This window comes from Rhodovulum sp. DZ06 (genome assembly GCF_050586345.1).
Classification (GTDB): domain Bacteria; phylum Pseudomonadota; class Alphaproteobacteria; order Rhodobacterales; family Rhodobacteraceae; genus JBOCEF01.
The window spans coordinates 1-13636 of record NZ_JBOCEF010000037.1; the positions used below are offsets into that span (position 1 = coordinate 1).

Genomic DNA, 13636 nt, shown 5'->3' on the forward strand with positions numbered 1-13636 from the left:
GACCGGACAACTATCTCGCAGCCCTGAAGCTCGCATCCATCCGCATTTGGATTGCCGGGATATGAGTCCGCGTCCTAAGCCGCAAGGGGGGAGTTCGAGGGGGCCCCGCCCCCTCGAGCCGGGGCCCGGGGGCGGCAGCCCCCGCCACCCCGCCGCAGGACGGCGCAGCCGCCCGGAGGCCCGCGCTCTTACCTTCCGCGGCCCTTCCTCCCCCGCCCCTTCCTCCCCCGCCTGTTCCAGAGTAAGCCTGCCTTGTCGCCGCCCGCCCCGGAGCCTCCATGCAGGACGCCGCCCCTTCCCCCCGCAGCGCCGCGCTGGCCGTGGTGGCCGCCTGCATGATCTGGGGGCTGTCGCCGCTCTATTACGTGCAGCTGGCGCATGTGCCGCCGATCGAGGTGCTGGCCCATCGCACCCTGTGGTCGGTGCTGTTCTTCACCGGGTTCTGCGCGCTCACGGGCCGCCTGCCGCGCCTGCGCGCGGCGCTGGGCGACGGGGCGGAGGTCCGCCGCCTCGCGCTGTCCGCGGCCATGGTCTCGGTCAACTGGGGCCTGTTCATCTGGGCGGTGACAACGGGGCGGGTCGCGGAATCCGCGCTCGGCTACTACATCTTCCCGCTGGTGATGACCGCCGCCGGGGCGCTGTTCTATGGCGAGCGGCTGCGCGCGATGCAGGTCGTCGCCATCGGCCTCGCCGCCGCGGCGACGGCGGTGCTGGGATACGGCGCGGGGGCGCCGCCCTGGGCGCCGCTGGCGCTGGCCTTCAGCTTCACCGCCTACGGGATGATCAAGCGCGCCTGCGCCTCGGGGCCGATCGTGTCGGTGACGGTCGAGGTGATCCTGCTCGCCCCCCTCGCCGCCGCCTGGCTGATCGGGGCGCATGGCTGGGGCTGGACCGACTTCACCGGCGGCGCGCCGGGGGCGTTCGGGCGGTCCTGGACCGAGGCGGCGCTGCTGGTGGCCTCGGGGGTCATCACCGGGGCGCCGCTGGCGCTCTATTCGCTCGCCGCGCGGGGGCTGCCGATGTCGACGGCGGGGATGATCTTCTACCTCAACCCCACGCTGCAGGCGCTGATGGCCTACCTTCTGGGCGAGGCGCCGACCCTCTGGCGGATGATCGCCTTCCCGATGATCTGGGTCGGCCTCGCGCTCTACTCCGCCGACGCGGCGCGGACCGAGCGCCGCCGCCGCCGGGCCGCGCGCGCGGCCTGACGCCCCCCGCGCAAACGCGAACGCCCCCGCCGAAGGGGCGGGGGCGTCGCGGTTTCCGTCGCGCCGGGGAGGTTCCCCGGCCTTGCGCGCATCACATGCGCGAGGCGACGTTCTCCCAGTTCACCAGCTTCTCGAGGAAGTTGGTGAGGTAGGCCGGGCGCTTGTTGCGGAAGTCGATGTAGTAGGAATGCTCCCACACGTCGCAGCCGAGCAGCGCGGTCTGGCCGAAGCAGAGCGGGTTCACGCCGTTCTCGGTCTTGGTGACCTTCAGGCCGCCGTCGGCGTCCTTGACCAGCCAGCACCAGCCCGAGCCGAACTGGCCGGCGCCCGCGGCGGCGAACTGCGACTTGAATTCGTCGACCGAGCCGAAGCTGTCGACGATCGCCTTCTCCAGCTCCGACGGCATCGCGGCGCCGCCCGGGCCCATCATCTCCCAGAACTGCATGTGGTTCCAATGCTGGGAGGCGTTGTTGAAGATCCCCGACTGGGCCACGGCGCCCGCGTCATAGGTGCCCTTCACGATGTCCTCGAGCGACTTGCCCGCCCACTCGGTGCCCTCGATCAGCTTGTTGCCGTTGTCGACATAGGCCTTGTGGTGGATGTCGTGGTGATACTCGAGCGTCTCCTTGGACATGCCGAGATCGGCCAGCGCGTCATGGGCGTAGGGAAGATCGGGAAGTTCGAAAGCCATTGCGGTCTCTCCTGTCGGTCTGGCCCGCCCGGGGGGGGGGCCGAATTCTGCGTCCCCGCGCGGGGGCGGGGTCCGGGGCGGCGCCCGCGCCGCGATGCGCGCCCGTCGGTGGGGACATTAGCGCATCGGCGGCGATGTTAAAGCGGTATCCGGCAGGCGCGTTCCGGCGCCGCAGGATGGGATGCCGCCCTGACCCCCGATGTAGGTCGCGCCCGCCACGGGAAAAGGGGCGCCGCGCACGGGCCGATGCAGGGGCCGATGCACGGGGCGCATGGCGGTCATGAGGCGCGGGCGCGCCTGGCCCGGCCCGGCCCGTCGCGTCAAGACCTCGTCAGACGGCGATCAGCGCCGCGGCGACGCGCCGGTCCTCGGCCAGCAGCACGTTGTAGGTGCGGCAGGCGGCGGCGGTGGACATCAGGTCGAACCCGATCCCCGCCGCCTCCAGCGCCTCGCGCGCGCCGGGGGCGGGGAAGGCGATGTCGCCGCCCATGCCGATCAGCAGCACGTCGATCTCTCCGGCCGCTTCGATGAAGGGGGCCAGCGCCTCGGCCGTGACCTCGCCGGGGGCCTTCGCCGCCCAGTCCTCCATCCGCGTCGGCAGCAGCGCGAGCGAGCCGACATGGCGCACGCCCCCGAGGCTGAAGCCGCCCTCGCCATAGCTGTCGAGCGGGGGGCGCGCGGCGAAGCTGATCTCGTTCATCTGCATGGGGCTCTCCCGGGCTGTGACCTGGCGGGGGATGTAGCACGCAAGAGGGGCCGGGCGAAGGGGCGCGTCAGTCCCAGAGCGGCAGGCCCAGCAGCGCCGAGGCGGTGATCAGCCCGAAGGCCGCGCGCCTGAACCAGGCCTCGGGGGCCAGCGGGAACAGCAGCCGCCCGCCCTGGATCGCCAGCATGTAGGGCGGCAGCAGCAGCAGCCCGAGCGCGAGCGCCTGCAGCGTCGCGAGCCCGGCCAGCGCCAGCGTCGCGCAGCTGAGCGCGGTGCCCACCATGAAGAACACGATGATCGTGGCCCGCATCCGCGCCGGCGCCTCGTCGCGCGCCAGCTGCCACAGCACCACCGGCACCCCGGCCAGCCCCGCCACCCCGGCGAAGACGCCCGAGGCCGCCCCCACCGGCGCCGCCACCCAGTCCGGCAGCCCCGGCGGCAGCCGCAGCCCCGTGGCCAGCGCGGCCGCCGCCGCCAGCGCCATCGCCCCGATCAGCCAGCGCAGCGCGGCGGCGTCGAGGCTCGCCAGCAGGGCCACCCCCGCCGGGACCCCCAGCAGGAACCCGGCCGAGAGCCGCGCCACCACCTTCCGGTCGCAGTCCTTCCATGCCTTGGGCACGAGGCTGAGCGCCCCGGGCGTGTCGAACACCTGCAGCGCCATCAGCGCCACCGCGCCGGGCAGCACCGCCGTGGCCGCGGGCATGAACACCAGCGCCGTGCCGAAGCCCGAAAACCCGCGCACCACCCCCGCCAGCGCGCAGGCGAGGACCAGGAGCGGGAAGCCGGGCGCGGACGCGGCCTCGGCCATGGCGGAGAGGAGGGCGGACATCGGCAAGCCTTTCGGGGGGAAGCCTTTGGGGCCTTTCGGGCGCAGGGAAAAACCTTAAGGCGGCCTTATCGCCCGCGGCCCGGGGGCGCAAGCCCGGCGTCGCCCGCTTGCCGGAGGCGCCCCCCGCCCCCGCGCCGTCCGCCCCCGCCCCCGCGCCGGGCGACGTCATTGACTTCGGCGCGACGTCGCGTAGCATTTTTTCGAATTCAATAGAAATCGAGGAAAGTTATGCAGAAATTGTTCATGGCGCTCGCCCTGGGCGCGCTCGCCACGCCTGCGTCCGCCGCCGTCTATGCTTATGAATACACCGCGGAGTTCGTCGCGAAGACCTTCGATGACGGGACGCCGGGCAACTCCGCCGCCGACGCCGCCGAGGCGGCCGGGACCATCTCCGGCACGCTGACCTTCGACGACACGTTCCTCGGCGCCCTCCCCGCCGCGGGCGGTTCCGGCGACCGCGGGATCTACGCGGCGCCGCTGCTGACGGTGCATGAATTCGACATCTCGGGCGTCGAGCAACCGCTCGAGACCCGGGTCGAGGACGGCCATGCCAGCTTCGGCGACCGGCTCTACAGCCTCTACGGTTCGGGCAATGTCGCCCCGTTCTCCCGCGTTGGGTTCGAGTTCCGCGACGCCTCGGGGACGGTCTTCGCCGGGACCGGCTGGCCGGGGATGCTGTCGCTGGGGGATTTCAGCGCCGCCAGCCTGACCTTCACCAGCGCGGCGGTGACCTCGGCCGAGGCGGACCGCGCGGTCCTGTCCTTCACCTCGCTGACCCCGAGGGGCGGAACCCCGGGCGCCGACGTGCCGGTCCCCGCCGCCGCGCCGCTGCTGCTCGGGGGGCTGGGCCTGCTCGCCGCCCTGCGCCGCCGCCGCGGCTGAGGGGGGCGGCGCCGGACGCCCGGCCGCGAAACGCAAAAGGGGCGGCCCCGCCTGGGGCCGCCCCTTTTCGTCTTGTCCGGGCTCTTCTGGTCCGGGCGCCGGGTCTCAGCCCCGCTTGCGGCGCAGCCCCGCGGCGGCCCCGAGCGCGCCCAGCAGCAGCGCCGCCGAGGCCGGGAGCGGCACGTCGGAGGCGCCGCCGCCGGTCCCGCCGCCGGTTCCGCCCGTGGTCCCCTCGACATATTCGACGAACTGGAAGTTGAAATGGGCCAGCCCGTGCTCCTGGCTGTCATCGGTGAAGATCAGCCTGTCGAGCTTGGCGTAGGCGCTGAAATCCGCGAAGGTCTCGGTGGTGAAGACCTGCGTGCCGAGCAGCACGCCGTCGTCATAGGCCGACACGCTCAGCTCATCGAGCGGCTCGCCATCCACCATCTGCCAGGTCAGCCCGGTGACGTCGAACGCGAAGTCGATGGTGAAGTCATGCCCGCAGCCGCGCCCGTCCAGCCCGAAGGCGCAGACGCCGTAAGTCGGGGAGGCGTAGAACTCATCCGCCGTGGTGGTGAAGGTCCCCTCGGCGAAAGTCAGCGTCTGCAGGCCGGTGAAGCCGCCATAGGGCGACAGGTCGAAAGTCAGCGCCGCGGCGGGCGCGGTTTGGGCCGCCAGGAGCGCGGCGGCGAAGGCGAAGCGTTTAAACATGCGTTGGGATCCCCTTGAGCGCGCGGGCGGTGAAAATGCAGCCCGACAGGGTCCCTGAATTTCCGATTAACTACGTCTGGTCAAGAAATTTGGCCGCCATGGCGTGAAAGCGGCGCCCGAAACGAAAAAGGGCGGCCCCGCGCGGGGCCGCCCCATGTCTTCGCCGGTCCGCCGGATCAGACCTGCGCGCCCGAGAAGTTGGTGCCGCTCGGGCCCGCGCCGGGCTTGTCCTCGGTCGACCAGTCGCGCTTGACGCCCAGCCGCAGCAGCGTCGCCGCGGCGATGAAGACCGAGGAGTAGGTGCCGACCACGATCCCCCAGATCATCGCGAAGGTGAAGCCGCGGATCACCTCGCCGCCGAACACGTAGAGCGCGATCAGCGCGATCAGCGTGGTCAGCGAGGTCATCAGGGTCCGGCTCAGCGTCTCGTTGATCGAGAGGTTCAGAAGGTCGATCAGCGGCATCTGCTTGTAGCGGCGCAGGTTCTCGCGCACCCGGTCGAACACGACCACGGTATCGTTGAGCGAATAGCCCACGATGGTCAGCAGCGCCGCGATGATCGAGAGGTTGAACTCCAGCTGCACCAGGCTGAACACGCCGATGGTCAGCGCCACGTCATGCACCAGCGCGATGACCGCCCCGAGCGAGAACTGCCATTCGAAGCGCAGCCAGATGTAGACGAGCACCGCGAAGACCGCGAGGCCGATGGCCAGCGCGCCCTCGACCACCAGCTCGCCCGACACCTTCGGGCCGACCACCTCGACGCGCCGGAACTCGGTGTCCGGGATCGCCGCCGAGACGGCCTCCTGCACCAGGCCGACCACCGCCATCTGGTCGTCGCCGTCGCCGGGCTGCGTCTCCACCCGGATCAGCACGTCGCGCGGATCGCCGAATTCCTGCACCGCCACGTCGCCGAGCCCGAGCTCGCCGGTGGCCTGGCGGATGATTCCGAGGTCCGCGGCCTGCGGGGTCCGCGCCTCGATCATCGTGCCGCCGCGGAAGTCGATGCCGAAGTTCAGCCCCATGGCGAAGAACAGCGCGATGGAGGCGATGACGGCGGTGATCGAGGCGATCACCCCGATCCTGCTGACGCGCATGAAGTCGATCTTGGTGCCGTCGGGAACGAGTTTGAGTCTCATGTGTCCTGTCCTTCCGGCTCAGATCGTCAGGGTCTTGGGCCGCTTGGCCGAGAACCACAGCGAGACGAAGAGGCGGGTGACGACGACCGCGGTGAACACCGAGGTGCAGATGCCGATCCCCAGCGTGACCGCGAAGCCCTTCACCGGCCCCGAGCCCATGAAGAACAGGATCGCGGCGGCGAGGAAGGTGGTGACGTTGGCGTCGACGATGGCGCTGAAGGCGCGCTCGTAGCCGGTCTCGATGGCGCGGGCCGGGCCCTTGCCGCCCAGAAGCTCCTCGCGGATGCGTTCGAACACCAGCACGTTGGCGTCCACCGCCATGCCGATGGTCAGCACGATGCCCGCGATGCCCGGCAGGGTCAGCGTGGCCCCCAGCACCGACAGCAGCGCGACGATCATCGCGACGTTGAAGATCAGCGCGAGGTTCGCGAACATCCCGAAGCGGCCGTAGCTGAGGCCCATGAACACCAGCACCGCGGCGAAGGCGATGACCACCGCGATCTCGCCCGCCTGGATCGAGTCCGCCCCGAGGTCGGGGCCCACGGTGCGCTGTTCGAGCACCGTGATCGCCGCGGGCAGGGCGCCCGCGCGCAGCAGGATCGACAGCTCGGTCGCGCTTTCGACGGTGAAGTTGCCCGAGATCTGGCCGCGCCCGCCGGTGATCGGCTCGTTGATCCGCGGGGCGGTGATCACCTCGTCGTCGAGCACGATGGCGAAGGGGCGTCCGACATTGGCGGCGGTGACTTCGCCGAACTTGCGCGCGCCCGCGACGTCGAACTGGAAGTTCACCACCGGCGCGCCGTTCTGCGAGAAGCCGGGCTGCGCGTCGGTCAGCCGGTCGCCCGAGATCAGCGCGCGGCGGGCAAGCACGTAGAACGTGTTGGTGCCGTCCGAATCCTGCACCAGGATCTTGCCGGGCCCGGGGCGGGCGTTCGGGTCGCTCTCGACCGACTCGACCATGTGGAAGGTCAGCTTCGCGGTCTTGCCGATGATGTTCAGCAGTTCCTCGGCCGAGCCGATGCCGGGCACCTGGATCAGGATCCGGTTGTCGCCCTGGCGCTGGATCGTCGGCTCGCGCGTCCCCGTCTCGTCGATGCGGCGGCGCATGATCTCCAGCGACTGCGCCATGGTGCGGTCGTCCATCGCCCGGATCGCCGGTTCGGTCAGCGCCACGGTCACCAGGGCGCCGTTCACCGTCACCTCGATGTCCGGGCCGCCGCCGCCCATCAGCCCCGCCTGCACCGGCACCGCCAGCTCGCGCAGCGCGTCGGCGGCGATTTCGGCGCCCGCGGGATCGTCGAGCGCGATGGTCAGGGTGTCCTGCCCCTCGCCGCGGCGGCGGAACGGGCCGATCTGGTCGCGCAGGTCGCGCAGCGCGTCGCGCGCCTCGGGCCAGAGCGCGTCCATGCGCTCGGCATGGACGTCCTCGACGGCCACTTCCACCAGCAGGTGGGCGCCGCCGCGCAGGTCGAGCCCGAGATTGACCACCGAGGAGGGCAGCCAGGAGGGCCATTCCTCGGCGGCGGCGAGGTCGGCCGCGTCGTGGATGCCGCGCTCGACCCGCTCGCGCGCGTCATTGGCGCGCTCGGCGTCGTCGTAGAAGAGGTTGGGCGCGGAGAAGACGAGCGCGCCGAGGCAGATCAGCGCGACGAGCGCCTTCTTCCAGCCGGCGAAATGGAGCATGGGAGCCTCGTGGAGGGCAGGCTCCGCGCCGGGCCGCAGCCGCCCGCGCCGGGCGCGGACGGGCTGCGCCTGGCGCGGGGGCCGGGATCAGGAGTCGGCGGGTTCGGTCTTGTTGACGACCGCGGCGATGGTGGAGCGCACCACGCGGACCTTCACGCCCTCGGCGATCTGGAGCTCGACCTCGTCGTCGTCCTTGACCTTGGTGACCTTGCCCATGATGCCGCCCTGGGTGACGACCTCGTCGCCGCGGCGCAGGGCCTCGAGCATGGCCTTGTGCTCTTTCGCGCGCTTCTGCTGCGGGCGGATCAGGAAGAAGTAGAAGATCACGAAGATCAGGATGAGCGGCACGAACTGCCCGAACGCGGACATCGGGTCGCCGCCTCCGGCGGCCTGGGCGTAGGCGGGGGTCACGAACATGTCTCGCTCCGTCATGGACGCCGCGCCGGGCGGCGCGGGCTTTGCGTGGCGCCCGCCGGAACCGGCGGGCTGGTCGGCGGCGCGCCTGTCGTCCCTGCGCGGGGCCCGGTCCGGGTTCGGGCCGCGCGCAGGGGCGTGGCCCCCGGACGCGGCGCACCAGGCCGGGCCGCAGGCGGCGCCTGTCGGGTCGCCGGGACTATAAGCATGGGTTTTGCCGTTTCAAGGAGGGGCGGGGCGCGCGGGGCGCCATCCGGACGATTTCACGCGCCCCCCGGGGCGGGCCCGGCGGCCCCCCGCGGCGGGGGGCGAGGCGCCCAGGGGCGCTGGAATCGGGCCGCCGAAGCCGGGTCCGTGCCGGGCCGCCGAGACCCCGGCGCCGAAGCCGGGCCGCCGAAGCCGGGCCGCCGAGCCCGGACGCCGAGACGGTCATGAGCCTGCGCGGGGCCGGGCGGTGCGGGGAAGGGGGCGCGAAGCGGTTGCGCGCCGCCGCCCCGCGCGCCATTCTTGCCGCAGGCGCCACGGGCCGCCGGGATATGGGCCCGGTCGGTCAGGCCGTTCGGGTCCGGGGCGCCGCCGCCTCTCCTCCGCCGCGCCCCCCGCCTCCCCGCCGCGCCCTCCCGCCGCCTTGACGCGCCCCCGCCGCGGACCTACCCGCAAGGCCGACCACGCGAGCGGAGGGCCCCGGCCATGACCACCGAAAACCACCTGATCGACCGGCTCCGCGCCGCCAGCCTCGGGCGCGACGACGCGACCTTCGCGCGCCTGCCCGGGGGAGGGACCCGCTCCTACGGCGACCTTTTCGCCCGGTCCGCGCAGGTGGCGGGCGCGCTGCAGGCCCTCGGGGTCCAGCCCGGCGACCGGGTCGCCGCCCAGATCCCCAAGTCGCTGCGCGCGATCGAGCTCTATCTCGGGACCGTCATGGCCGGGGGCGTGTTCCTGCCGCTCAACACCGGCTACACCCCGGCCGAGGTCGAATACTTCCTCTCGGACGCCGAGCCGCGGGTCTTCGTCTGCGACCCGGCGAAGGCCGCGGCGCTGGCCCCCGTGGCCGCGAAATGCGGGGCCCCCGCGCTGCTGACCCTGGGCGCCGAGGGCGAGGGCACGCTGGACGACGCCGCGGCCGCCGCCGACCCCGCGCCGCTGGTCCCCCGCGGGGCCGAGGACCTGGCCGCGATCCTCTACACCTCGGGCACCACCGGGCGGTCCAAGGGCGCGATGCTGTCCCACCGGGCGCTGGCCTCGAACTCGCAGATGCTGGTCGACGCCTGGCGCTTCACCGAAGCCGACGTGCTGATCCACGCGCTGCCGATCTTCCACACGCACGGCCTGTTCGTGGCCACCAACGTCACGCTGCTGGCGGGCGGGTCCTGCATCTTCCTCCCCGGCTTCGACGCCGACGCGATCCTCGCCGCGCTGCCCTCGGCCACCGCGCTCATGGGGGTTCCGACCTTCTACACGCGCCTCCTCGCCCGCCCCGAGCTGACCCGCGATCTGTGCGCGAACATGCGCCTCTTCATCTCCGGCTCGGCCCCCCTGCTGGCCGAGACGCACCGGGAGTGGGAGGCGCGCACCGGCCACCGCATCCTGGAGCGCTACGGGATGACCGAGACCAACATGAACACCTCCAACCCCTATGACCGCGAGCGGCGGGCCGGGACCGTCGGCTTCCCGCTGCCGGGGGTGGAGCTTCGCGTGATGCTGGACGGCAAGGAGGTCCCGCGGGGCGAGATCGGCGTCCTCGAGGTGCGCGGCGACAACGTGTTCTCGGGCTACTGGCGGATGCCGGAAAAGACCGCCGAGGAGCTGCGCCCCGACGGCTGGTTCATCACCGGCGATCTCGGCCGGGTGGATGAGGACGGCTATGTCCACATCGTCGGGCGCGGCAAGGATCTCATCATCTCGGGCGGGTTCAACGTCTACCCGAAGGAGGTCGAGGAGCTGATCGACGACCTGCCGGGGGTGCTGGAATCCGCCGTCATCGGCCTGCCGCATCCCGATTTCGGCGAGGGGGTGGCCGCGGTGGTGGTGCGCAGCGGCGAGACGACCGAGGACGCGATCCGCGCGGCCGTGGCCGAGAAGCTCGCCAAGTTCAAGCAGCCCAAGCGGTACTGGTTCGTCGATGCGCTGCCGCGCAACACCATGGGCAAGGTGCAGAAGGCGCAGATGCGCGCCGACTACGCGGACGCCTTCACCGGCTGACGGGGCCTTCCCCCGCGCGGGCCGGGACGCGGGGGAAGGCCCCGTTCCGGCCCCGGTCCCGGCGGTTCCATCCGCCGGGGCGCGATCCGCCCCCCCGGGATCACTGCGCTTGCATCTTCAGTTAATCTTGGGATTAGCTGGCGGACAACCAGCGTATTCGGGGGGAAAACAGACGATGCGTACAAAGTCTTTGCTGGCCGCGGCCCTTGGCGCGGCTCTCGTCGCGGCGTCCGCGGTCCCCGTCGCCGCGCAGGACTGCGCCTTCCGCGCCTGGACCGAGCACCGCGGCACGCCGCTGCTGCGCACCCCGGACGCCGCCGCCTACATGTTCCGCGCCGGCGCGCTCGACATCGTCGCGAACGGCGCCCCGGCGGCCTATTCGCCCGACGGGCGCGGGCTCGACGACCCGGCGAAGGCGGGGTGGAGCGGGCCGGACAGCTCCGGCTGGCAGGGCCGCCTCGTGGCCGATCCGCGCGACCCGGTGCGTCCGCTGCGCCAGGACCGCGGCAAGACCGAGGGCTTCTTCGTCTCCACCACCCGCCTGCAGGACCCGCGGCGGCGCGAGACGGACCCGCGCAAATACGCCGACGCCGCGCGCATCCCCTACATCACCTTCCCGCGGGCCCATTACCAGCGGCGCGGCACCGGGCTGTTCGGGGATCTCGGCGTCGCCATCGCCGCCAACGGCAAGATGACCGGCTTCGTCGTCGCCGACCAGGCGGCGGGGGACGCGGCCCTCGGCGGCGTCTCCATCGCGCTGGCCGAGGCGCTGTCGGGCAAGTCCGCCGACGCCCGCCGCGACCGGGGCGGGCCCGAGGGGCCGGTGACCTTCGTCGTCTTCCCCTATTCCGCCCGCGACCGCATCTCGCTCTGGCCCATGGCGCCCGAGGAGATCACCGAGCTCGCCTTCAAGTCGCTGGAGCTGCTCGGCGGCAAGGAGGCGGTCATCGCCTGCAACTGACCCGCCGGGCGACCCGGCGGCGGAGGCCCCCATGTCCACGCCCGCGCAGACCGGATCCACGCTGACCTTCTGGTTCGAGTTCGCCTCGACCTATTCCTACCTCTCGGCCATGCGGATCGAGGGGATGGCGCGGGACGCGGGCGTGGCGCTGCGCTGGCGGCCCTTCCTGCTCGGGCCGATCTTCGCGGCGCAGGGCTGGGACAGCTCGCCCTTCAACATCTACCCCGCCAAGGGCCGCAACATGTGGCGCGACATGGAACGCCGGGCCGCGGCGCGCGGGCTGCCGCCGGTGATCCGCCCGGCGGTCTTCCCGCAGAACGGGCTGCGCGCCGCGCGGGTGGCGACGCTGGGGGCGGACAGGGGCTGGGGCCCGCGCTTCGTGCGCGCGGTCTATACCGCCGAATTCGCCGAGGGCCGGGACATCGGGGCCGATGACGGCGCGGTGGCGGCGGAGGCGCTGGAGGGGCTGGGCCTCTCCCCCGACGCGATCCTGGCCGAGGCCGAGGCGCCGGGGAACAAGGCCCGCCTGCGCGCGGCCACGGAAGAAGCGCAGGTCTTCGGAATCTTCGGCGCCCCCAGCTTCACCACCGAAGACGGCGAGCTGTTCTGGGGCGACGACCGGCTGGAAGACGCGCTCGGCTGGGCCGCGCGGCTGGGCTGATCCCCCCGGCGGGGCGTCCCGCCGCGGAGGCGCCGGCGGCGCCGGGGTCGGGCGAGGGGCCTCGACGGCCCCGCGCGCGAGGCGTCGGCGAAGCGCCCCCCTTACTGCAACCGCCGCATCGGGCGGCCATCCGGGGACACGCCGCCGCGCTGGCCGGCGGGGCGGTGGATCTCGGCCGCGTTCTGCGCGTTGGCCGCGCCCTGCTGCTGCATCGCGGCGGCCGGGATCGCCCAGGCGGCGACGCCGAGCGCCAGGATCGTGGCCGAGGTCGGCAGGACCAGCTTGCGGACGGGTTTCTTCATCGGGGCGGCTCCTTCAGGGCTCATGCCCTCACAGATGGGGATGCGCGCCCCCGGGGCGCAAGGCGCGGGCCGCGCGCATCGTCGTGAGGGCGCCCGCCCGGTCCCCGATCCCCGGTCCCGGGGCCCGGTCCCGCCCCCGCTCCTCCCGGAACGGCGAAGGGCGCCCCCCGCGCGGGGGACGCCCTTCCTTCTTCGCGCCGGCCGCGCGTGCATCAGGTGTGCCAAGCGTGCCAGGCGTGTCAGGCGTCGTCGCGCCGGCGCCCCCGCGCGGCCAGCAGCGCCGCGATCCCGCCGAGCATCAGCGGCAGCGCCGCCGGGACCGGCACGTCCGACACGGTCGACAGCGCCAGCTCGTAGCTGATGGTCAGCGACCCGTTCCCGTACCCGGCCCCGCGGAACGCGAGCGGGTCGAGCCCGGCGTTGTACGACCCGCCGCCGCCCGCGACCCGGCCGCCGTCGCCGCCCGAATAGCCGCCGCCGCCGCCGCCGCCATAGCAGCCATTGCCCGCGCCGCCGCCGCCGAACCCGCCGCGCGCCGCCGCGCCGCAGCCGCTGGTCGCGGCGCCGCCGGTCATGCCGTTCGCCCAGGACGCGCCGCCGCGGCCATAGCCGCCATCCGCCTGGCCGCCGCCGTAGAAGCCGCCGCCGCCCGAGCCCCAGGTGTAGGAGGACATGATCCCGCCCAGCCCGATCCGGCCGGTCTTCAGCACCGGGCTGTAGCCCGCGGCGCTGCCGCTGGCCGAATAGCCCGCGGTGGCGACCGAGGCGTCCGTGCCGTTCTGCGTGACCGAGGCGCGCGTGCCGCCGCCGCCGCCCGCGACCAGCAGCGGCCGGTCGTCGAAGCTCACGAAGAAGGTGCCGCCGCCGCCGCCGCCGTTGGAGCCCGAGCCCTGCCCCAGGCCCATGCCGCCGACCAGCACCTGGAAGATGTCGCCCGCGGTCAGGAAGAACGTGCCCGCGATCCGCGCGCCGCGCCCGCCCCGGAACCGCGAGTCGCCCGAGGCGCCCTGCGCGCCGGTCGCGGTGATCCGGTATTCGCCGTCCTGCGGCGCGGTCCAGAAGGCGATGGCGCCGGTGTAGGAAAAGCTCTGGGTCACCGCCGAGGCGGGCCCCGCGAGGCCGATCGCGACCGCCGCCGCGGCCAGCCGAAGCCCGGTCCGCCGGAAGATGCCGATGTTCATGCCCTGGCTCCAATCAATGGGTGTGCTGCATTCGAGTTAAAGTCTTGTGCACCAATCCACGGGGCGGCGGGGCGCTATCAGTAT

The 13636-nt window shown here is 72.9% G+C and carries 14 protein-coding genes; 5 read left to right on the top strand and 9 right to left on the bottom strand.

Translation table 11 applies throughout. The features are described 5' to 3' along the window. Window positions 1-278 precede the first annotated feature (278 nt). Complete coding sequence (rarD, locus tag ACQ5SO_RS15180) at window positions 279-1208, top strand: EamA family transporter RarD (RefSeq protein WP_430942465.1); 930 nt, start codon at window positions 279-281, stop codon at window positions 1206-1208. 91 nt (window positions 1209-1299) lie between these two features. On the opposite strand, the gene ACQ5SO_RS15185 is transcribed toward rarD, so the two are convergent. From ACQ5SO_RS15185 to ACQ5SO_RS15195, 3 genes are all read right to left on the bottom strand, one after another. Beyond that, window positions 1300-1899: a superoxide dismutase gene (locus tag ACQ5SO_RS15185; RefSeq protein ID WP_430942466.1), complete on the bottom strand. Its 600-nt coding sequence runs from the start codon at window positions 1897-1899 to the stop codon at window positions 1300-1302. A 331-nt stretch (window positions 1900-2230) separates the two neighbouring features. Beyond that, complete coding sequence (locus ACQ5SO_RS15190; RefSeq protein WP_430942467.1) at window positions 2231-2605, bottom strand: Mth938-like domain-containing protein; 375 nt, start codon at window positions 2603-2605, stop codon at window positions 2231-2233. A gap of 67 nt (window positions 2606-2672) precedes the next feature. Further along, on the bottom strand, window positions 2673-3434 hold the full coding sequence (locus ACQ5SO_RS15195; RefSeq protein ID WP_430942468.1) for a sulfite exporter TauE/SafE family protein: 762 nt from the start codon (window positions 3432-3434) through the stop codon (window positions 2673-2675). Between the two features lie 243 nt (window positions 3435-3677). Here ACQ5SO_RS15195 and ACQ5SO_RS15200 point away from each other — a divergent pair, with 243 nt between their 5' ends. After that, entirely contained in the window at window positions 3678-4316 is a 639-nt protein-coding gene (locus tag ACQ5SO_RS15200) for a hypothetical protein (protein ID WP_430942469.1), read from the top strand. A gap of 105 nt (window positions 4317-4421) precedes the next feature. Here the strand turns inward: ACQ5SO_RS15200 and ACQ5SO_RS15205 are convergent, their stop codons facing one another. The 4 genes from ACQ5SO_RS15205 to yajC all read right to left on the bottom strand — a co-directional run bounded on the left by ACQ5SO_RS15205 (window position 4422) and on the right by yajC (window position 8248). Next, a complete protein-coding gene (locus ACQ5SO_RS15205) occupies window positions 4422-5009 on the bottom strand; it encodes a VPLPA-CTERM sorting domain-containing protein (RefSeq protein WP_430942470.1) in 588 nt (195 codons plus the stop codon). Window positions 5010-5185: 176 nt separating this feature from the next. Continuing rightward, on the bottom strand, window positions 5186-6148 hold the full coding sequence (secF, locus tag ACQ5SO_RS15210; protein WP_430942471.1) for a protein translocase subunit SecF: 963 nt from the start codon (window positions 6146-6148) through the stop codon (window positions 5186-5188). Between the two features lie 18 nt (window positions 6149-6166). Further along, the gene (gene secD / locus ACQ5SO_RS15215; protein WP_430942472.1) at window positions 6167-7831 is read right to left on the bottom strand and encodes a protein translocase subunit SecD; all 1665 of its coding nucleotides are present in this window, start codon (window positions 7829-7831) and stop codon (window positions 6167-6169) included. Between the two features lie 87 nt (window positions 7832-7918). Next, window positions 7919-8248: a preprotein translocase subunit YajC gene (gene yajC / locus ACQ5SO_RS15220; RefSeq protein ID WP_430942473.1), complete on the bottom strand. Its 330-nt coding sequence runs from the start codon at window positions 8246-8248 to the stop codon at window positions 7919-7921. A gap of 687 nt (window positions 8249-8935) precedes the next feature. Between yajC and ACQ5SO_RS15225 the strand changes: the two genes are divergently transcribed. From ACQ5SO_RS15225 to ACQ5SO_RS15235, 3 genes are all read left to right on the top strand, one after another. Continuing rightward, entirely contained in the window at window positions 8936-10447 is a 1512-nt protein-coding gene (locus ACQ5SO_RS15225) for a malonate--CoA ligase (RefSeq protein ID WP_430942474.1), read from the top strand. Window positions 10448-10622: 175 nt separating this feature from the next. Further along, window positions 10623-11408 carry a hypothetical protein gene (locus ACQ5SO_RS15230; protein WP_430942475.1) on the top strand — a complete coding sequence of 262 codons (786 nt, stop codon included), beginning with the start codon at window positions 10623-10625 and terminating at the stop codon, window positions 11406-11408. A gap of 31 nt (window positions 11409-11439) precedes the next feature. Continuing rightward, window positions 11440-12069, top strand: a complete 630-nt coding sequence (locus ACQ5SO_RS15235) for a 2-hydroxychromene-2-carboxylate isomerase (protein WP_430942476.1) — start codon at window positions 11440-11442, stop codon at window positions 12067-12069. A 101-nt stretch (window positions 12070-12170) separates the two neighbouring features. Here ACQ5SO_RS15235 and ACQ5SO_RS15240 read toward each other — a convergent pair whose 3' ends face one another. Together ACQ5SO_RS15240 and ACQ5SO_RS15245 are read right to left on the bottom strand one after the other, a co-directional pair. Then, on the bottom strand, window positions 12171-12371 hold the full coding sequence (locus ACQ5SO_RS15240) for a hypothetical protein (protein ID WP_430942477.1): 201 nt from the start codon (window positions 12369-12371) through the stop codon (window positions 12171-12173). A 239-nt stretch (window positions 12372-12610) separates the two neighbouring features. Continuing rightward, on the bottom strand, window positions 12611-13552 hold the full coding sequence (locus ACQ5SO_RS15245) for a VPLPA-CTERM sorting domain-containing protein (protein WP_430942478.1): 942 nt from the start codon (window positions 13550-13552) through the stop codon (window positions 12611-12613). Window positions 13553-13636: the final 84 nt, after the last annotated feature.